The 20,648-nt window shown below is 71.7% G+C and carries 10 protein-coding genes; 9 read left to right on the plus strand and 1 reads right to left on the minus strand.

Features of this window, described 5'->3' with window-relative positions; genetic code table 11:
• Positions 1–359 precede the first annotated feature (359 nt).
• The 4 genes from NT8_RS13030 to aac(3) all read left to right on the plus strand — a co-directional run bounded on the left by NT8_RS13030 (position 360) and on the right by aac(3) (position 5,501).
• Entirely contained in the window at positions 360–2,321 is a 1,962-nt protein-coding gene (locus NT8_RS13030) for an NAD(P)H-dependent oxidoreductase subunit E (RefSeq protein ID WP_067968403.1), read from the plus strand.
• Positions 2,318–3,259: a 2Fe-2S iron-sulfur cluster-binding protein gene (locus NT8_RS13035; RefSeq protein ID WP_067968365.1), complete on the plus strand. Its 942-nt coding sequence runs from the start codon at positions 2,318–2,320 to the stop codon at positions 3,257–3,259. The genes NT8_RS13030 and NT8_RS13035 overlap by 4 nt, the downstream gene beginning before the upstream one ends.
• Before the next feature lie 76 nt (positions 3,260–3,335).
• Positions 3,336–4,196, plus strand: coding sequence for a formate dehydrogenase accessory sulfurtransferase FdhD (fdhD, locus tag NT8_RS13040; RefSeq protein ID WP_067968367.1), 861 nt, complete (start codon positions 3,336–3,338; stop codon positions 4,194–4,196).
• Between the two features lie 450 nt (positions 4,197–4,646).
• A complete protein-coding gene (gene aac(3), locus NT8_RS13045; protein WP_067968369.1) occupies positions 4,647–5,501 on the plus strand; it encodes an aminoglycoside 3-N-acetyltransferase in 855 nt (284 codons plus the stop codon).
• Positions 5,502–5,604: 103 nt separating this feature from the next.
• Here the strand turns inward: aac(3) and NT8_RS13050 are convergent, their stop codons facing one another.
• Positions 5,605–6,198 carry an HhH-GPD-type base excision DNA repair protein gene (locus tag NT8_RS13050; protein WP_067968372.1) on the minus strand — a complete coding sequence of 198 codons (594 nt, stop codon included), beginning with the start codon at positions 6,196–6,198 and terminating at the stop codon, positions 5,605–5,607.
• Between the two features lie 564 nt (positions 6,199–6,762).
• Here NT8_RS13050 and drmD point away from each other — a divergent pair.
• Genes drmD through drmC form a run of 5 tightly spaced genes read left to right on the plus strand, consistent with a single transcriptional unit; the run spans position 6,763 to position 20,596 of the window.
• Positions 6,763–9,909, plus strand: coding sequence for a DISARM system SNF2-like helicase DrmD (drmD, locus tag NT8_RS13055; protein WP_067968376.1), 3,147 nt, complete (start codon positions 6,763–6,765; stop codon positions 9,907–9,909).
• Complete coding sequence (locus tag NT8_RS13060) at positions 9,906–14,030, plus strand: Eco57I restriction-modification methylase domain-containing protein (protein ID WP_067968379.1); 4,125 nt, start codon at positions 9,906–9,908, stop codon at positions 14,028–14,030. The genes drmD and NT8_RS13060 overlap by 4 nt, the downstream gene beginning before the upstream one ends.
• Positions 14,023–17,937: a DISARM system helicase DrmA gene (gene drmA / locus NT8_RS13065; RefSeq protein WP_067968383.1), complete on the plus strand. Its 3,915-nt coding sequence runs from the start codon at positions 14,023–14,025 to the stop codon at positions 17,935–17,937. The genes NT8_RS13060 and drmA overlap by 8 nt, the downstream gene beginning before the upstream one ends.
• A complete protein-coding gene (gene drmB / locus NT8_RS13070; protein ID WP_067968386.1) occupies positions 17,934–19,829 on the plus strand; it encodes a DUF1998 domain-containing protein in 1,896 nt (631 codons plus the stop codon). The genes drmA and drmB overlap by 4 nt, the downstream gene beginning before the upstream one ends.
• Entirely contained in the window at positions 19,826–20,596 is a 771-nt protein-coding gene (drmC, locus tag NT8_RS13075) for a DISARM system phospholipase D-like protein DrmC (RefSeq protein WP_067968389.1), read from the plus strand. The genes drmB and drmC overlap by 4 nt, the downstream gene beginning before the upstream one ends.
• The last annotated feature ends 52 nt before the right edge of the window (positions 20,597–20,648 follow it).

Raw genomic sequence — 20,648 nt, forward strand, 5'->3', positions numbered from 1 at the left:
TGCCTCCCGCGCCCCGCGCTCGGCGCGGGAGGCGGCCCGCGCCCGCCCGCCGCATCGGGCCGGGCGCGCGGGCGCCGCGTCCCGCCGCACGGGGTGCGCCGTCGGCGGGCGCGGCGGTGGACGGACGCCGCGCACCGTCCGGGTCCGCCCGCACCCGCCCGCGCCCACGCCACAGCGCGGACCGGGTCGCGGGCGGACCCGCCCCGTTTCCGGCGGCTCGCCGAGGGGAAGGCCGTGCCCGGGACGGGCGCGAAACCCGGTGGCACAGGGGCTTGCCGCCGACGATCGTCAGGCGCATACTGTAGCCCGTATACAAAGTCCTGTGATGTGGCTTACACGGATTCGAGGTGACCGGGGACGTGGACCTGCACTTCCTGGATGCTCCCCCCACCGACACCGAGCGGGAGGCCGTCGACGCCGTCCTCGGCGCCCCGGAGTCCGGTTGGGACGGCGGGCGGCGCGAGGCGGCCGACCTGCGCTTCGCCAAGGGCGGCCACGCCGCCCGGGGCCGGCGCGACCTGCTGCTGCCCGCCCTGCACGCCGTCAACGACCGCGTCGGCTGGATCAGCCCGGAGGCGCTCGACTACATCTGCCGCCGGCTGACCGTCCCGCCCGCCGAGGCCTACGGCGTCGCGTCCTTCTACGCCCTGTTCGCCCTGGAGCGGCGGCCGCGCCGCGTCGTCCACGTCTGCACCGACATCGCCTGCGCCGCGCGCGGCGCCGACCGGCTCTGCGCGGACCTCACCGAGCGCCTGGGGCCGCCCGGCACCGGCGACGGCGACCGCGTCTGGCACGAGAGCCCCTGCCTGGGCCTGTGCGAACGCGCGCCGGCCGCCGTCGCGCTGGAGGCCGGCGACCCGCCCTCCTACGCGGTCGCCGCCCCCGCCACGGCCGGCGACCTGACCGGGGGCGCGCCCGCCGCCGACCCCGCCCCGGCCGCCGGCAACGGGCACCGCGCCCCGCGCACCACCACCTTCTCCCCCGTCCCGCTGCCCGGCCCCGCCCCCGAGCCCCCGCCCGCCGCGGCGGTGCCGCAGGCCGGCGACCCCGGGCTGATGCTGCTCCGCCGGATCGGCCTGGTCGACCCCGAGAGCCTGGACGACTACCGGTCCCAGGGCGGCTACGCCGCCCTGCGCACCGCCCTGCGCATGGGCCCCTCGGCGGTCATCCGCGAGGTCACCGACTCCGGGCTGGTGGGGCGCGGCGGCGCCGCCTTCCCCACCGGGCGCAAGTGGGACGGCACCGCGCGCCGCCCCGAGACCCCCCGCTACCTGGTCTGCAACGCCGACGAGAGCGAGCCGGGCACCTTCAAGGACCGCGTCCTCATGGAGGGCGACCCGTTCTCGGTGATCGAGGCCATGACGATCGCCGGGTACGCCAACGGGGCCTCCCGCGGCTACCTCTACATCCGCGGCGAGTACCCGCGGGCGCTGTCGCGGCTGGAGAACGCGATCGCGCGGGCCCGCGAACGCGGCCTGCTGGGCACCGACATCCTCGGCTCCGGGTTCGACTTCGACATCGAGATCCGGCGCGGCGCCGGCGCCTACATCTGCGGCGAGGAGACCGCGATCTTCAACTCGATCGAGGGCAAGCGGGGCGAGCCGCGCAGCAAGCCCCCGTTCCCGGTCGAGCGCGGCCTGTTCGACCGCCCCACCGCCATCAACAACGTCGAGACGCTGGTCAACGTGCTGCCCATCATGACGTTGGGCGGTCCGGCCTACGCGCGCATCGGCACCGGCCGCTCCACCGGGCCCAAGCTGTTCTGCGTGTCGGGGTCGGTGCGCCGGCCCGGCGTCTACGAGGTCCCGTTCGGCGCCAGCCTGCGCGAGCTGCTCGACCTGGCCGGCGGGGTGGGCGAGCCCGGCGCCGCCGACTCCGGGGGCCGGGAGCTGCGGGCGGTGCTGCTCGGCGGGGCCGCGGGCGGGTTCGTCCGCCCCGACGAACTCGACATCCCGCTCACCTTCGAGGGCGCCCGCGAGGCCGGGGCCACCCTCGGGTCGGGCGTGGTCCTGGTCCTCGACGACACCGTGGACCTGCCCGCCATCCTGGTGCGCATCGCCGCGTTCTTCCGCGACGAGTCCTGCGGGCAGTGCGTGCCGTGCCGGGTCGGCACGGTGCGCCAGGAGGAGGCGCTGCAGCGGCTGTCGCTGGGCACCGGCCCGCGGCGGACCGACATCGCGCTGCTGCGGGAGGTCGGCGCGGCCATGCGCGACGCCTCCATCTGCGGCCTGGGCCAGACGGCGTGGAACGCCGTCGAGTCGGCCATCGACCGGCTCGGCGTCTTCGGCGCCGACGACGCAACGTTGAAGGAGGTCCGGTGAGTACTCCGGTGAGCGTGGCCGCGCCGCGCCGGCTGGTCGACGTCACCGTCGACGGCCAGGAGGTCCGGGTGCCCGAGGGCGCCACCATCCTGGAGGCGTGTACGACCGTGGGGACCGACGTCCCCACCCTCTGCTACGGCGACACCCTGACCCCGAAGAACGCCTGCCGGGTGTGCGTGGTGGAGGTCGAGGGGGCGCGCACGCTGGCGCCCGCGTGCTCCCGCGCCGTCGAGCCGGGGATGGTCGTCGCCACCGACTCCGAGCGGGTCCGGCACAGCCGCAAGATGGTGCTGGAGCTGCTGGGGTCGTCGGTCGACCTGTCCACCACGCCCGACGTGCCGGAGTGGATGGAGCGCTACGAGGCCCGCCCCGAGCGGTTCGGCCCGCGCGCCGACCCCGCCCCGCTGGGTGAGCGCGACGGCCGCCACCCGGGCCACCACACCCCAGGCGACGGGTCGGTGGCCGCGACCGTGGAGCAGCCCGCCAAGGTCGACAACGACCTCTACGTCCGCGACTACGGCAAGTGCATCATGTGCTACAAGTGCGTGGACGCCTGCGGAGAGCAGTGGCAGAACACCTTCGCCATCGGCATCGCCGGACGCGGGTTCGACGCGCGGGTCTCCACCGAGCACGACGTCCCGCTGCCCGACTCCGCCTGCGTCTACTGCGGCAACTGCATCGAGGTCTGCCCCACCGGGGCGCTCGCGTTCGGCACCGAGTTCGACATGCGCAACGAGGGCACCTGGGACGAGTCGCGGCAGAAGCAGACCACCACCATCTGCACCTACTGCGGCGTGGGGTGCAACGTCACCCTGCACGTCCAGGACAACGAGATCGTCAAGGTGACCTCGCCGCACGACAACCCGGTCACCCACGGCAACCTCTGCATCAAGGGCCGGTTCGGCTTCCAGCACGTGCAGCGGCGCCGGCACGACTGAACAGGACCCGCACGGGGAAAAGGTCCCACGTCCGGCCGGACGGCCGGGCGCGTGCGATCCGGAAAGGCATGGGCTCATGGGACGCGTGACGGCACGTGAGAGGATCCTCCGGATCCGGGGGGACGCGGTCGGCGACCGCGTCGACACCCTGGTCGTGGAGGAGCCGATGGAGATCCGGCTCGACGGCCGCCCGCTGACCGTCACCATGCGCACGCCCGGACACGACTTCGACCTGGCCGCCGGATTCCTGGTCAGCGAGGGCGTGGTCACCCGGGCCGCCGACATCGCGGCGATCCGCTACTGCGCGGGGGCCACCGACGACGGCGCCAACACCTACAACATCCTCGACGTCTCGCTGGCGCCCGGGGTCGCCGTGCCCGAGATGTCGCTGGAACGCAACTTCTACACCACCTCCTCCTGCGGGTTGTGCGGGAAGGCCAGTCTGGAGGCGGTCACCACGATCGCCTCCTGGTCGGTGGCGGAGGACCCCGCCCGGTTCGACGTGCCCACCCTGGCGGCGATGCCCGACCGGCTGCGCGACGCCCAGCGGGTGTTCGACCGCACCGGCGGGCTGCACGCCGCCGGGCTGTTCACGCCCGGCGGGGAGCTGCTGGCGGTGCGCGAGGACGTCGGCCGGCACAACGCGGTCGACAAGCTCGTCGGCTGGGCGGTGCGCGAGGACCGGCTGCCGCTGCGCGAGTGCGCGCTGATGGTGTCGGGCCGGGCCTCGTTCGAGCTGGCGCAGAAGGCGCTGATGGCGGGCATCCCGGTGCTCGCCGCGGTGTCGGCGCCCTCGTCGCTCGCCGTCGACCTCGCGGCCGACTCCGGGCTCACCCTCGTCGGGTTCCTCCGCGGCACCTCGATGAACGTCTACGCCGGTCGGCACCGGATCACCCTGGAGACGGCGTCCCCGACGCCTATGGCGGCCCCAGGGTGACTCCGCGACCGGGTCCGTAGGCGCGGGACCGGCGGGCGCGATTCAGCCCCCAGCGCCGGCCGGCTCCCGAAGCACCGGCCGCCCCCGGCAACGGGGGCGGCCGGCCACGCCGGCCCCGCCCGCCGCCCCGCGCACGCCCACCGGCGGCCGCGCCGCCCCACCCGCGAACGCGCCCGCCCCCGCAGGCGGGACGCCCCGGGCGCCCTACACGGCCGGCCCGTCCGCCGCACCGCCGAACGCGTCCGCCCCCACAGCGGAACGCCCCGCGCGCCCCCACACGACCGGCCCGTTGGCGGCGCCGTCGCACGGGGCCGGCCCGTGCCACCGGCCGCGCCCGCTGTGGACGCGCCCCCACCACTTCGGCACCCGCCTCGGACCGCGCCCGCTCCTCCCCACCCGCCGGAAAAACCGGTTGCCCGCGACACCCCCCGCCGCGATAGGTTGCCGCGCATGGACGGTCCCGCCCCCGGCTCCGCCGGCCCCGTGACCCGGAGCCGCATCGCCCGCGACCTCGCGGCCCTCGGCATCGGCCCGGGTGACACGGTCATGTTCCACACCCGCATGTCGGCCATCGGCTACGTGGCGGGCGGCGCGCCCACCGTCATCGCGGCCCTCCTCGACACCGTCGGCCCGGCCGGAACGCTGATGGTCACCTGCGGCTGGAACGACGCGCCGCCCTACGACTTCACCGACTGGCCGCCCGACTGGCGCGACGCGGTCCGCCGCGAACACCCCGCCTTCGACCCCGTGGTCAGCGAGGCCGACCACGCCAACGGCCGGCTGCCCGAGGCGCTGCGGCGCTGGCCCGGAGCCGTCCGCAGCCGCCACCCCGACGTCAGCTTCGCCGCCCTCGGCGCCGCCGCCGACGCGTTGATGGCCGACCACCCCTGGGACGACCCGCACGGCCCCGGCAGCCCGCTCGCCCGCCTCGCCGAGCGCGGCGGCAGCGTCCTCCTGCTCGGCGCCCCACTGGACACCCTCACCCTGCTGCACCACGCCGAGGCGCTCGCCGACGCCCCCGGCAAGCGGTTCGTGGAGTACGAGCAGCCGGTCCTCGCGGAGGGCCGACGGGTCTGGCGCCGGTTCCGCGACATCGACTCCGAGAACGGCGCGTTCGACTACACCCCGGCCGTGCCCGACGGCGGCGAGCCGTTCGAGGCGATCGCCCGCGACATGCTGGCCGCCGGAATCGGCCGCTCGGGCCCGGTCGGCGCCGCCGAGAGCCACGTCTTCCCGGCCGCGCCCGCCGTCGAGTTCGCCGTCGCCTGGATCGAGGACCGCCTCGGCGGCACCCGCCCGACCTGACCGTACGGTCGGCGGACGGTGCACCGAGGCCGCGCACGGGGCGCGGCCGGAGGCCGGTGTACCGACGCGGCGACGCGCCCCTTTCCAGCCCGCGAAAAGGCCGTCAGCCCTTCGCCTTGCCCTTGGCCTCGCGAGCGGCGGCCTTGGCCGCCTTCTTGTACGCCCGGACCTCCGCGAGGGTGTGGTCGTCGACCACGTCCGCGATGGAGCGGCGGGAGCCCTCCTCGCCGTAGGGTCCGGCGGCCTCGCGCCAGCCCGGGGCGGTGAGCCCGAACTGCTTGCCGAGGAGCGCCAGGAAGATGCGCGCCTTCTGCTCGCCGTAGCCGGGCAGCGCCTTGAGGCGGCGCAGGATCTCGGCGCCGTCGGGGTCGCCGTCGGTCCACACGGCGTCGGCGCGGCCGCCGTAGGTGTCGACCAGGTACCGGCAGAGCGCCTGGACCCGCTTGGCCATCGACCCGGGGAACCGGTGGACGGCGGGCGGCCGGGCGAACAGGTCGGCGAACGCCTCGGGGTCGGCGTCGGCGATGCGGTGGACGTCCAGGCCGTCGTGGCGGTCGGCGATCTTCCGGGGGCCCGCGAAGGCGGTCTCCATGGCGATCTGCTGGTCCAGCAGCATGCCGATGAGCAGCGCGAGCGGGTCGGCCGCGAGCAGTTCGTCGGCCGCGGGCTCCCCGGCCAGGTGCAGCGTCGTCGTCATCCCCCCATCCTCCCAGCCGCACAGAGCCCGCCCCCGACCCCCGACCCGCTCCTGCCCGACCTTTTACCCGGGCCCTCGCCATGAGAAGACGGCCGTGCAACGTGGTGCCGAGGGGACCGCGCGCTCCGTGCCGATCGATCAGCCGACTGATTAATCCCTTTCCACCCTTATCGAGCCTGGTGTCGCATTGACGTTCACGGTGACGATCCACGGGAATTCCCACCGGAGAACCGAAGCCGCGAAAGCAACGTCCACCTTGCCCTATGAGACCTCGGAGCAAGTGGGGCCGGATGTGGCCACGGGAGCGAGTCGAAGATCGATTCGCAGCGGTAAACCTGATCACCAGATAAGCCGTCACCTGAAGTGGGTGGAGGCGTCACACCTGGCCCGGAACATGGAGTTGCGACCCCGCCGGTCAGTTGTTAATCGAGTTAACAGTCGATATCGTGGGCGCCTCGACACTGCGCCGCCGTTCGCTCGCCGCGAGCACGTCTCCTGCCGATAGGGGCCCGCACCCCACCCCTGCGGCGCGCAGCCACCCCAGTGCGACCAGGAAGCTCGGCGATGATCAGCGAATCAGAGGACCTCCCCCGCCCCAACGCCTTGGTCGCGGTGCGCGGTCGGAAATGGGTGGTGAGCAAGGTCGATCCCAGCGACGGCGCGACTCTGGTGGGGCTCCAGAGCGTCGAGGACGGCCGCTACGGCGAGACGCTGGATGTCCTGTGGGAGATCGAGCCCGGTCGGCGGCTGCTGCCCAGCGGTTCCCTCCCGGAGCCGCCGGCGAACGGCTTCGACGCCCCGGCCCGACTCGCCGCGTTCCTGGACGCCGTCCGCTGGTCCGCTGTCACGTCCGCCGACGTCACCACCCTCCAGGCCCCGTTCCGCTCCGGTGTCGCCATCGAGGACTACCAGCTCGAGCCCGTGGCCCGCGCGATCGGCGCGCCCCGCGTGAACCTGCTGCTCGCCGACGATGTCGGCCTGGGCAAGACCATCGAGGCCGGACTGGTCGCCCAGGAGCTGCTGCTGCGCCACCGCGCCCAGCGGATCATGGTCGTCTGTCCCGCCGGTCTGACGGTCAAGTGGAAGGACGAGATGGCCGAGAAGTTCGGCCTGGACTTCACCGTCATCGACTCCGAGCGCTGCGCGCAGGTCCGACGCGACTACGGCAGCGCCGCCAACCCCTTCAATGTGTATCCACTGACCATCGTCAGCCTGTCGTGGCTGCGCGGCGCCAAGGCGCAGCGGCTGCTCGATGAGGTGCTGCCCGCCGACGGCCCCGGCTACCCGCGCGCCTTCGACCTGCTGATCCTTGACGAGGCCCACCACGTCGCCCCCGCCGCCCCCAAGCAGGTGTACGCGGTCGACTCCCAGCAGACCAAGCTGATCCGCCGCCTCGCACCGCACTTCACCCACCGGTTGTTCCTGTCCGCCACCCCCCACAACGGCTACCAGCAGTCGTTCACCGCACTGCTCGAGATTCTCGACGACCAGCGCTTCGCGCGCGGGGTGTCCCCCGACCCGTCCGCGATATCCGACACCGTGGTGCGGCGACTCAAGCGCGACATCGTGGACGCCGACGGCAAGCCGCGCTTCGCCGAGCGGGACGCCCACGCCATCCCCGTCTCCTATCCGGAGGAGGAGCGGCGGATCCATGCCCTGCTGGGCCGGTTCGCCGAGCTGCGCCGCCCCAAGCTGACGACCATACGCGGCCGACGGGCCACCGACCTGGTGACGCTGCTGCTGAAGAAGCGGCTCTTCTCCAGCCCGGCGGCGTTCGCCCACACCATCGAGGTGTACCTGGAGACGTTGACGTCGCGGTCACGCCCGCTCGACCCGGCCGAGGACGACGAGGTCCCCGAGTGGATGGACGACTGGTTCGACGACACGTCCACCTACGACGACGAGGAGCTGGCCCAGGCCGAGGACGACGCCCTCGACCGCACCCGCCCCATGCAGCCCGACCCCGACTCCGACGAGATCGCGCTGCTGGAGCGGATGCGCGACTGGGCGCTGGCGCAGGAGGCCCAGCCCGACGCCAAGGCGCGGGAACTCCTCAACTACCTGAAGGCGGTGTGCAAGCCCGACGGAGAGCACTGGACGAACGAGCGGGTGGTGGTGTTCACCGAGTACCGCGACACGCAGCGCTGGCTCCGCGACCTCCTGCGCCAGGAGGGTCTGGGCGGATCGGCCGTCGCCGAACTTCACGGGCAGATGGCCGCCGCCGAGCGCGAACTGCTGCGCCTCGCCTTCCAGAAGGACCCCGGCGAGCACCCCGTGCGCATCCTGCTGGCGACCGACGCGGCCAGTGAGGGCATCGACCTGCAACGCCACTGCCACCGCCTGGTGAACTACGACATCCCGTTCAACCCGAACAAGCTGGAGCAGCGGATCGGCCGCATCGACCGCTACGGCCAGACCGAGCGGCCGCAGGTGCGGCACTTCGTCGGCACCGGTTGGGAGAAGGCGGTCGACTCCTACGAGGCCGACCTGGAGTTCCTGTCGCGGGTCGCCACCAAGGTCGCCCGGATGGAGGAGGACCTCGGCTCCGTGAACGCGGTGCTGTCCGACGCGGTGCAGAAGCGCATGCTCGGCCAGATCACCGACTACGACATCGACACGGCCGGCCGGAAGAAGGACCGGCTCCCGGCCGAGGCGAATGTCGGCGAGCAGGTGCGCAGACTGCACGCCCGGCTCGCGGACACGGTCGACACGCTGGGCATCACCCCCGGCCGGGTCCGGCGCGTGGTGGACACCGCGCTCAGCCTGGCCCATCAGCAGCCGCTGCGGGAGCACCTGGACGAGCGGCACCTGGCGGAGGGCCTGTTCGACGTCCCCGCCCTGACCGGATCCTGGGTGCGCGCCACCGAAGGGCTGACCGAGAAGCTGCCGCCGAGTCCGGATGGTCGGCACGCCGAGCCCGCGCAGCTCCCGGTGACCTTCGACGCCGAGATCGCCAAGGGCCGCGACGACGTGGTACTGGCCCACCTCAACCACCCGCTGGTGGCGATGTCCACCCGGCTGCTGCGCGCCGCCGTCTCCAACGAGAAGGTCGGCCTGGACCGGGTGACGGCCGTCGTCAGCGACGACCCCGCCCTGGAGGACGTGCTCGTCGGCGCCTACTCCCGGTTCGTCCTCGTGGGCGCGGACGGGCTGCGCCTGCACGAGGAGGTGCTGCACGCCGGCGGGTGGCTGCCCGAGAGCGGGCGCTTCCGGCGGTTGGAGAATCTGACGGTGCTCGGCGGCATCCTCGACGGTGCCCTCACCGAGGGGCGCCCCCTGCCGGACGCCGTGTGGGGCAGGATGCGCGACCGCTGGGAGCGGGCCCAAGGCCGCGACGGCCTGACACGGGCCATCGAGTGGCGCGCCAAGACCCGCCTGGAGCAGTTGGAGCGCCGGTTGGCCCAGCGTGAGGAGGACGAACGCACCCGGGTGGAGGCGGTGATCGACCAGTTCTCCGCCACCCTCCGCACCGCCCTCGCGGAGGACGACGACGAGGACGCACTCTTCAGCGCCCGAGACGTCCGCCAGACCAGGGACGAACGAGAGCAGTACCGGAAGGACCGGATGAACTGGGAGAAGCGGCTCGCCTCTCTGGAGGAGGAGCGGAAGCGGGAGCAGGCGGCCATCACGGAGCGCTACGCCCGCAAGGACCCGCACACGTTCCCCGTCGCCGTTGTGGTCGTCGTTCCCCGCACGGAGGCCGTCCGATGAGCGCCCAGCGTTTCCGCGGGCAGCGCCCCGCCCGCGACACCGCCGAGCAGCACCGCAACTGGCTGAGCCTGATCGAGGTGAGCGGCCCGTTCCTCACCCTGCCGGTGCTGCGCCGGGTCTGGCCGGCCGGCCTCGACCCGCTCGACAAGGAGGCGCGCGAGCGGCTGCGCCGCGAGCACACGCGCTGGCAGGACGCCCCCGCAGCCGGGCAGCGCGACTGGATCGGCTACGTCCTCGGCGAGATGCTGGGCTGGGGCGGCGACCTGCACTTCGGCGACGTGGAGCGCATAGGGACCGCGGAGACCGTCGGCGGCGCGCAGGGTCCGGGCGCCCTCGAAGGGCTGGCGATGGAGGTCGCCGAGCACGACACCCGGGTCGAGCCGTCGTTCGTGCTCACCGCGCCGGGCGAGCCGGTCAAGCCGGACGCGCTGCGGCTCCTGGGACTGGTGTGCCCGTCCGGGCAGTCGCCGACCGGCCGTGTCCGCGGCGAGGCGTGGGCGGCCACCCCCGTTGACCGGCTCGCGTCACTGTGCCGCTTCCACGGTGTCGAACTAGGCCTGGCCACCGACGGCCGGTGGTGGGCGCTGGTGTGGGCACCCAAGGGCGGGGTGACCACGACGGCGGTGTTCGACGCGGTGCTGTGGCCGGAGTCGGCGGAACGCGACGTGCTCTACGCATTCCACTCGCTGCTCAACCGGCACCGGTTCTTCGGCGTGCCCGACGAGGAGCGGCTGGTGGCGCTGCTGCGGGACAGTCTGGACTCCCAGGAGGAGGTCACCGAGGCGCTGGGCGTCCAGGTCCGCCAGGCGGTGGAACTGCTGGTGGCGGCGATCGGACGCGCCGACACCGACCTTCGTAGGCGCGGCGAGAAGGACCTCGGCGACGTGCCCGCGCACGACGTGTACCGGGGTGCGGTGTCGGTGATGATGCGGGTGGTCTTCCTCCTCTTCGCCGAGGAGCGCGGCCTGCTGCCCTCGGACAACGACCTCTACGCCACGTCCTACTCGGCGGGCCGGCTGTGCGCGGAGCTGGAGGCGCGCGCCCGGGAGACCAGCGAGGACGAGCTGGCCAACGGGTACTCCGCCTGGCACCGGCTGCTGGCCCTGTTCAACGCGGTGTACCACGGCGTGGACCACCCGCGGCTGCGCATGCACGCCCACGACGGTTCGCTGTTCGACCCCGCCGCCTTCCCGTGGCTGCCGCTCGACATCGACGACCAGACCGTGCTGCACATGCTGCGGTCGGTGCAGTACGTGGAGGTCGGCAAGGGTAGGTCGCGGGAGCGGCGCGCGCTCTCGTTCCGCGCCCTGGACGTCGAGCAGATCGGCTACGTGTACGAGGGCCTGCTGTCCTTCGACGGGTTCCGCGCCGAGGAGCTGGTGGTCGGGCTGGTCGGCAAGGAGGGCATGGAGGCCGAGGCCCCGCTGAGTGAGCTCGAAGCGCTGGCCGCCCGCCACGCCTCCGACGTCGGAGAACTGGCGGCGGCACTGGCCGACCGGTACAAGGACGCGAAGATCGGCACCAAGGGGCAGCTCGCCAAGCGCCTCGCGCCGATGCCGAGGGTGGAGCAGGAGGAGGCGCGGAAGAAGCTGCTCGCCGTCACACGCGGCGACTACCCGCTGGCCGAGCGGCTGCTGCCCTTCTACGGGGTCATCCGCACCGACCTGCGGGGCCTGCCCGTGGTGGTGATGCCGGGCGAGCTGTTCGTCACCGAGTCCCCGCTCCGCAAGAACACCGGGACGCACTACACGCCGAAGTTCCTCGCCGAGGAGGTGGTGGAGCACGCGCTGGAGCCGCTGGTTTACGAGCCGGGGCCGCTCCAGACCGCCGACACGGGCGAGTGGAAGCTGAAGAGCAGCCGCGACATCCTGTCACTCAAGGTCGCCGACATCGCGATGGGTTCGGCCGCGTTCCTGGTCGCAGCAGCTCGCTACCTAGGCGACAGGCTAATAGAAGCGTGGACACGTGAAGGCGACGCGCGGGTCGTCGATTATGTTCAGCCGACGGATGGCGGCGGCGCCGACGAGGACCCGGCGGTCATCGAGGCACGTCGTCAAGTCATCGAGCACTGCCTATACGGGGTGGACGTCAACCCGATGGCCGTGGAGATGGCGAAGCTGTCGCTGTGGCTGGTGTCCATGGACCCTCAGCGGCCCTTCACCTTCCTGGACGACCGGCTGGTAGCGGGGGATTCACTGTTGGGGATTTCGTCGCTTGAGCAACTCGAGTACATGCACATGGACCCGAAATTGGGACGAAAGCTCCACGTTGAGGACGCTCTCATTGACTTCACAGCAGGCATCAGGGAATTGGTCGCCAAGGTTTCTGAGTCTCGCCGAAAAATCGCCGATATCGACAGCACCACTCTGGATCGCCTGAAACTCAAGCGGCAGATGCTGGCCGACATTGAAACGGAGACCAGACGCGCTCGCCTGCTCGCCGACTTAACCGTGGGTGGAGCACTCGCGAACGCGGACCGGAGTGAGGGCGGACTCAACAAGGGGTCTCTTGCCGCCGTTTCACTTGCCCGAGAACTCGAAACTGCCACTGCCGAGAAATCAGTTCTATCGAAGACGGAGCAATGGCTAAACACCGACCTCCCCGAGGGCTCTTTCGTTCGCACAGCCATTCACTGGCCATTGCAATTTCCTGAAGTGTTCGAAACCGGAGGATTCGACGCAGTAGTCGGAAATCCCCCCTTTCTAGGCGGCTCAAAAATTAGCGGTTCAGTCGGGGCCTCTTACCGCAATTATCTAGTCTCCACGGTCGCCCATCACAAGCCAGGAAATGCCGACCTCGTCGCTTTTTTCGCCCTACGCGCACACTCCACACTCCATCCGAGCGGCCAGTGCGCCCTGATAGCAACTAATACACTAGCCCAAGGCGACACGCGCGATGTTGGACTCGACCAACTAGTCGACCAAGGATGGGAAATACGACAGGCCATAAAAAGCCGACCATGGCCGTCGAAGTCCGCAGCACTCGAGTTCTGCGCAATCTGGACCAGCGGCACTGCGCCACTGCAATCCGCCCATATTCTTCTAGACGACACTCCGGTGCGCGGGATAACTTCCTCCCTAGAAGCATATTCGCGCACAACTGGGAAACCGCATCGACTTTCGAAAAGCCAAGGAATAGCATTCCAAGCATCGAAGATCGACGGAGTCGGCTTTACCGTAGAGCCCAACGAGGCCATGCAGTGGATTGCCAGTAGCGAGCGCAACAAGGACGTCCTTTATCCATTTATTAACGGGAAGGACGTAAACACCAGCCCGAGCACGTCAGCAAGCCGTTGGGTCATCAATTTTTTCGACTGGCCCGAAGAACGGGCGAAAAAATATGAGGATTGCTACAATCGAGTCAAAACTCGAGTCAAACCGGAGCGCGATAAGAACAATCGCGCGGTCAGGCGCCAGAGATGGTGGCAGTATGGAGAGACCGCCCCTGCACTGTATGAGAGCATACGGCGCTCCCACCTCGCCAGAGCGATAGTTCTAGCGAGAGTGAGTAAAACCGTTACGGCTACACTTGTACCAACAGGGCAAGTATTCAGCGAGGCACTCATCGTCTTCGCGAGCGAAGACCCGGCCATGTTGGCTCTTCTGTCCAGTGCTCAGCACTATTGGTGGGCCAAGTACCGCGGCTCATCGATGAAGACCGACCTCCGATACACATCCTCCGATATCTTTGAGACCTACCCCCTCCCCGAACTCACTCCCGAGATGCGCGAGCTCGGTGACCGTCTCGATACCTTCCGCCGGGACGTGATGCTCTCGCGGAACTCTGGGCTTACCAAGACCTACAACCTGGTGTTCGACCCCGCGTGCACCGATCCCGACATCCAAGAACTCCGCGACATTCACCGCGCGATCGACGAGGCCACCATCCGCGCCTACGACTGGGAAGACCGGATCGACGCCGTCGGCGGGCTCGACCACGGCTTCCACCCGGTCGGCCGGGAGACCCGCTACACCATCGGCCCGGCCGCGCAGCGGGAGATCCTGGACAGCCTGCTCGAACTGAACCACGAGCGCTACGCCCAGGAGGTCGCCGAAGGGCTGCACGACAAGAAGAAGCGAAAGGCCGCCACCCCCAGCGAAGGGACGCTCTTCGATGTCTGACGACGCCCTGTTCCCGAACCCCAAGGGCGAGCAGACCTCGCTCGACACCTCGGCCGCCGCTCCGCCCGCAGAGCGCCGTCAGTCGAAGGCCGAGGCGGAGGCGGCCCGCCGAGCGGAGCTGATCGCGACGCTCGACGTCCCCCAGCGGTTCGAAGAGGCGTCCTCCTTCCAGGTCCGCGGCGAGTTGCAAGCGATGGTCGAACGCGACCTGCTCGGCCCGTGGGGCGGGGAGACCGAGGAGCTGAGCCCCGGCACGTCCGGCCCGCGTGAACGCTACCTGGTCGGGATGCTCGGCCCCCGCCACCAGACTCCCGCCTCCTCCCGGGACGCCGCCGACCTGGTGCCCGACACCGAGACCGGTGTGGCCGGCGACGCGGGCGGTGAGGCTGCCGGGGAACTGCCCGATGTGGTCACCTCGCAGAACCTCGGCAACCTGTGGGCGTCCACCATGGGACTGTCCTTCTCGGTGGCCGCCGACGTCGACGCGGTGTCCGTCCGCGCCACCTGGGGGCAGTACTCCCCCGCGCAGTCCACCGACGACGACGGCCGTCCCCGCACCGTCTGGGCGCGCGAACCCCGCGAGTACGTCAAGGAGGTCCGCCTCGACGGCCCTCCCGACGCCCGCATCGCGCTGACCGACTCGGACCCCGACTCCTCCTGCGTCTACCTCCACGCCGCGGTGCGCCCGCGCGACGGGCGCCGCACCGTCGAACTCAGCCTCGTCAACAACAGGCACCAGCTCCCCACCCGGGGCGACGCCGCCTGGCTCTACCAGGCGCAGCTCACCGTCACCGCGCTCGACGGCGACTCCCCCGTCTTCCTCCCGGTCGACGACCCGCTGGAGGGCACCGCCCCAACCATGGACGACCCCGAGGACCTGCGCCTGCGCCTGCTCTACCGAGACACCCTCAAGTTCGCCGACGGCCGCAACGTCGCCGTGCACGCCGAGCAGGCCGAGGGTCTGCGCCGCGCCCGCCGGCTGACCACCACCTGGCTGCCGAGCCACGACGTGCCCGCCACCATCGCCCCCGTGGGCGCGGGCACCCGGCTGGCCGGCACCGAACTCTCCATGGACGCCCTGGCCGCCGCCGAACCGCACGACCTGCGGGCCGGGCTGGCCCCCCTCGCCGACGGCTACTCCGCATGGCTGGACGAGCGCCACGCGGAGATCCCCTCACTGCCCGAGGCGCTGCGCGCGACCGCCGAGGCCGCGGTGTTCCGCGCCCGCCGGGCCGCCGACCGCATCCGCGCCGGCATCGACCTGCTCACCGCCACCGCGCATCCCCGGCACACCGAAGCCCTGGCGTCGTTCCGGTTCGCCAACCGGGCGATGGCCGACCAGCGGCGGCACAGCGAGATCGCCCGGCTGCGCGAGGACCCCGACGTCGCCTACGCCGACGCCGAACGCACCGTGCGCGAACGCGGCGCGACGGCCGCCTCGTGGCGGCCCTTCCAGTTGGCGTTCGTCCTGCTGAACATCACCGCCCTCGCCGATCCCGACCACGCGGAGCGGGCCGCGTCCCCCGACGCAACGGTCGACCTGCTGTTCTTCCCCACGGGTGGCGGCAAGACGGAGGCCTATCTGGGGCTCACCGCGTTCACCTTCGCGATCCGCCGCCTCCAGGGGATCGTGGGAACGGGCGAGCAGGCCCGCAGCGGAACGGCCGGCGTGGCGGTGCTGATGCGGTACACCCTCCGGCTGCTGACCGCGCAGCAGTTCCAGCGCGCCGCCGCACTGGTGTGCGCGGCCGAGGTGCTGCGCGCCGCCGACCCCGGCACCTGGGGCGAGGAGCCCTTCCGCATCGGGCTGTGGGTGGGCGGCGGGGTGTCGCCCAACTGGTACGACGAGGCCGAGAAGCAGATCACCGAGGCGCGCGAGTCGGGCCGCGGGCGGCGTGCCAACGTGTTGCAGACCCTGTCGTGCCCGTGGTGCGGCACCAAGCTCCAGGCGCACCGCGATCTGCGCCCCGACCCCGATACCCGGCGGGTACTGCTGCACTGCGCCAACGGCGAGGGCGTCGACGCCTGCCCGTTCTCGCGTACCCGCTCCCGTGAGGGGCTGCCGATCCTCACTGTGGACGAGGAGATCTACCGCTACACCCCCAGCCTGGTGATCGCGACCGTGGACAAGCTCGCCCAGCTGCCGTGGCGCGGGTTCGCCGGGATGCTGTTCGGCCGGGTGCGCGAGCACTGCCCGCGCCACGGGTTCCGCCACCCCGACCTCGACGCCAAGATCGGCTGCGGAAGCCGGCACAACGCCAAGGGCGACCGCCTGCCCAAGGCGGTCAGCCGCCCGGTGCCGCGGCTGCGCCCGCCGGACCTGATCATCCAGGACGAGCTGCACCTCATCTCGGGCGCTCTGGGCACCACGGTGGGGCTGTTCGAGTCGGCGGTGGACGAACTGTGCACCTGGACCACCCCGGCCGGCAACGCGGCAGGACCGAAGATCGTCGCCTCCACCGCCACGACCAAGCGCGCCGAGGAGCAGGTGCGGGGCGTGTTCGCGCGCGGGCTGGAGGTGTTCCCCCCGCAGGTCACCGACGTGGCCGACACCTTCTTCTCCGTGCAGATGCCCGTCACCGAGGAGCATCCCGGCCGCCGCTACATGGGGGTGTGCGCCCACGGGGTCCGGTTGAAGTCGGCCGAGATCCGGCTGGCCGAGATGCTGATGCTCGCGGGGCAGGCGGTGTTCGACCGCTTCGGGGCGCCCGCCGACCCGTACATGACCATGGTCGGCTACTTCAACGCCACCCGGGAGCTGGCGGGCATGCGCCGGTACATGGACGACGACGTGACCGTACGGGTGCGCAAGCACGGGCGCAGCAAGGGGCTGCCGAACCGGTTGACGTCGGCGGGCATGCTGACCGTGCAGGAGCTGACGTCGCGCATCTCCTCCGGCGAGATCAGCGACGTGCTCAAGCGGTTGGAGGTGGGCTTCGACCCGGAGCTGGACACCAGCGGCCGACGGCGCGCGATCGGCGCCGAGTTGGCCGCCTGGATGCAGGCCCAGCGGTCCCGGTCCTCCGGCGGCCATGTGATCCTCCATCCCGCGTCCGCGCGCCGCAAGGAGCGGCCCGAGTCGGGGCGGGTCCCGGTGGACGCGGTACTGGCCACCTCCATGTTGCAGGTGGGCGTGGACGTCTCCCGGTTCGGCCTGATGGTGGTGGTCGGCCAGCCGAAGAACACCGCCGAGTACATCCAGGCGTCGTCCAGGGTGGGCCGCGACCCGTCCCGGCCGGGCCTGGTGGTGACCCTGTACAACTGGACGCGCCCACGCGATCTGGCCCACTTCGAGGACTTCGGCCACTACCACGCCACCTTCTATCGGCAGGTGGAGGCGCTCAGCGTCACCCCGTTCACCCGCCGCGCACTGGACCGGGGCACCGCCGCGGCGTTCGTGGCGGCGGTGCGCAACAGCGTGCACGAGTACTCGCGCAACGCCGACGCGCACGACGTGGACCTGGACGGCCCTGTGGTCGAGGGGATCATCGCGCGGATGCTGGCGCGGGCCGAGCACGTGTACGGCCCGCGCGGACGGGACTACCTGTCCGAGCGCATCAACAGCCTGCGCGACCGGTGGAAGCTGGCCCGGACCGGTTCGGCCCGGCTGGGGTACGAGCGGGCGTCCGATTCCAAGCAGCAGCTGCGCGGCCTGCTGTCCAGAGCCGGCGAGGGGCCGTGGGACGACACCACGGTCGGTATGTCCATGCGGGAGGCGGAGAACGAGATCAACCTGCTCCTGTCGGGTAACGGCGAGTTCTTCGATCCGCCGCTGAACGCCCCGCCGTGGTCGTTCGCCCCGCCGAAGGACACCGCGTCGCACACCGGCGATCAGGAACCGGAGGGTGACGAAATGGGCGATTCGGCGTTCGCGTCCGCATCGACGGAGAAGGGGCGCGGCCGATGAGCACTGCACCCTACCGGCGCCGGGTCGGCTCGGTCCGTCCGAGCCACCTGATGTTCACCAGTGGTGTGGGGTCCCTGGTGGACCTGCCGAACTTCGCGGTCCTGGTGCGCGGGCTGGACGACTGGGACCACAACAGCGCCTACGGGTGGGAGAAGATCGCCGAGCCCCGCCTGCTGGAGGCGGTCAGGAGGCTGCCCGGCAACCGGAAGGTGGCCGAGCTCCGGCCGGCACCGTGGATGGAGGGGCTGGACGCCGACCCGAACGGTCCCGCGTCTCGGGTGGGCGTGCCCACGACCCCGTTCCCGGCCTGGTTCCGGTGCACGGTGTGCAACGAACTGGCGGCGCTCGACTCGCAGGTGTTCGCGTTCGAGAACGTCACCGCCCGCAGGCCGCACGAGGCCAGGTTCGTCCACGCCTCCTGCAAGAACCGGAAGCAGTTGGCGGTCGCGGCGCGGTTCGTGCTGGCGTGCGCCGCCGGTCACCTGGACGAGTTCCCCTACGTGCACTTCGTGCACCGCGGCGGCGGCTGTCCCAAGGCCGGCCACCCGCGGCTGCGGATGGACGACCGCGGTGGCAACATCGGTGCGAACGTCGAGCTGGCGTGCGTCAACTGCGGGGAGCGGCGCAACCTGCGTGAGGCGATGGGCAAGCGCGGTGAGGAGAACCTGCCCCGGTGCCGGGGCCGCCATCCGCACCTGCGGACGTTCGATCCGGGTGGCTGCACCGAGAGCCCCAAGGTCCTGGTGCTGGGGGCGTCCAACCAGTGGTTCTCCCAGACCCTGTCGGCGCTGGCCGTACCCGCCACCGGAGCGAGTGAGCTCCAGACCAAGGTCGAGAAGCACTGGGACATCCTGTCGAAGATCACGGGCGGGGCGCTCATGCTCGGGTTCGCCCGGGAGCACGTGCCGCAGCTCCGCGAGTTCACCGCGTGGTCCGATGACGAGCTCTCGGCGATGATCGAGAAGGTCAGGGCCGCGAAGGAGCGCGGCGCCGAAACAGAAGACGACGGCTACGCCGACCTGCGCACGCCGGAGTGGGAGGCGTTCACCGCCCCCCGGGCACCGGAGCCCGGCCCCGATTTCGCGCTGCGCCGCGATCCCGCCGGTGTCCCCCCGGCGCTCCAGGGCGTGTTCGCCGACGTGGTGCAGGTGGAGCGGTTGCGGGAGGTGCGGGCGTTGACCGGGTTCACCCGGCTGGACGCCCCCGACCCCGACGACCCCGACCTGGTGAAACCCGTCCCGCTGTCGCGGGGCGACTCCACCTGGGTACCGGCCAGCGAGGTACGGGGCGAGGGGATCTTCCTGCGGGTGCCCGAGGACCTGCTGAGGGCCTGGGAGGAGCGGGTGGCCGGGTCGGAGGCACTGGCCCTGCACATCGGTTCGTATCGCACCTTCCGCGAGAACCGGTATTCCAACCGGATCTCGGGCGGCTTCGACCCGATGCGGCACTGGCCCGGCGCCCGCTACATCGCCCTGCACACCCTGTCGCACCTGCTGATCCGCACCATCGCGCTGGACTGCGGGTACAACTCCGCGAGCCTGTCGGAACGGGTGTACGCCGGGACCGAGGAGGATTCGCGCAGCGGCATCCTCGTCTACACCGCCGTCCCCGACGCCGAGGGGACGCTGGGCGGACTCGTGTCGCAGGCCGAGCCCGAGCGGCTGGTCGGTCTGGTGCGCAGGGCGCTGAACGAGGCGACCCGGTGCTCATCGGACCCGTTGTGCGCGGAACGTCTTCCGCAGCCGCGCGCCGACTTCCTGCACGGGGCCGCCTGCCACGTGTGCCTGTTCGTCTCCGAGACGACCTGCGAGCGCGGCAACCGGTTCCTGGATCGGCGCTTCGTGGTGCCGATCGGCGGACCCGGTCTGGCGCTCTACCCCGAACTCCCATGACGGACCAGGGGGCGTTCGAGGACGCCGCCGCGGCGGCCGCGCCGGTCCTGGGCCCGGCCGGGCTGCGCGACGTGGCCGCCAAGGTGGCGGCCGGCTGGCCGGCCCAGGCCGTGCTCGGATCGGTGCGGGACCGGGCCGCCGTGGCGCCCCTCCTGTCCGCTCTCACCGCGGAGGACGTACCCGCCGGCGACGCCGCCGCGTTCTTGCGGGGCGTCGCCGCCGGGTACGGCAGCGCGGCGGGTGCGGTCACCGTGGAGACCGTATGGAGCGGTCCGGCCAGTCACGCGGTACCGGTCCGCGCCACCGCCCAGGCGCTGTTGGAGGTGGTGGCCGGGGCCGAGCACGAACTGGTGCTGATGACGTACTCGGCCCGCCGCCACCAAGGCATCAGAGACGCCCTGGCGGCCGCCGTGCGGCGCGGCGTGCAGGTGGACGTCGTGGTGGAGACGCTCCAGGGTGCGGGCGGCGCCCTGTCCGGGGCGGAGCCCGGGGCGGCCTTCTCCGGCGTGTCCGGCGTGCGGCTGTGGCACTGGCCGAGGGCGCGGCGCCGGGAGAGGAGCGCCAAGACCCACGCGAAGCTCGCCGCAGCGGACCGGAGGGTGCTGCTGGTGTCAAGTGCCAACCTGACCCAGTCCGGGGTGTCCGACAACATCGAGGCCGGGCTCCTGGTGCGCGGCGGTGAGGCCCCTCGGCGGATCGCCGAGCACGTCGCGGAGCTGCGCGCACGCGGGGTACTCGAACCGCTGCGCAGTCGAGGGGACCGGTGAGCGCCACCGGGGCCGCCCCGGACACCGGCGGCACCACCACCGGACCGCTGAC

This window comes from Nocardiopsis trehalosi NBRC 14201 (assembly GCF_001552555.1).
Taxonomy (GTDB): Bacteria; Actinomycetota; Actinomycetes; order Streptosporangiales; family Streptosporangiaceae; genus Nocardiopsis_B; species Nocardiopsis_B trehalosi.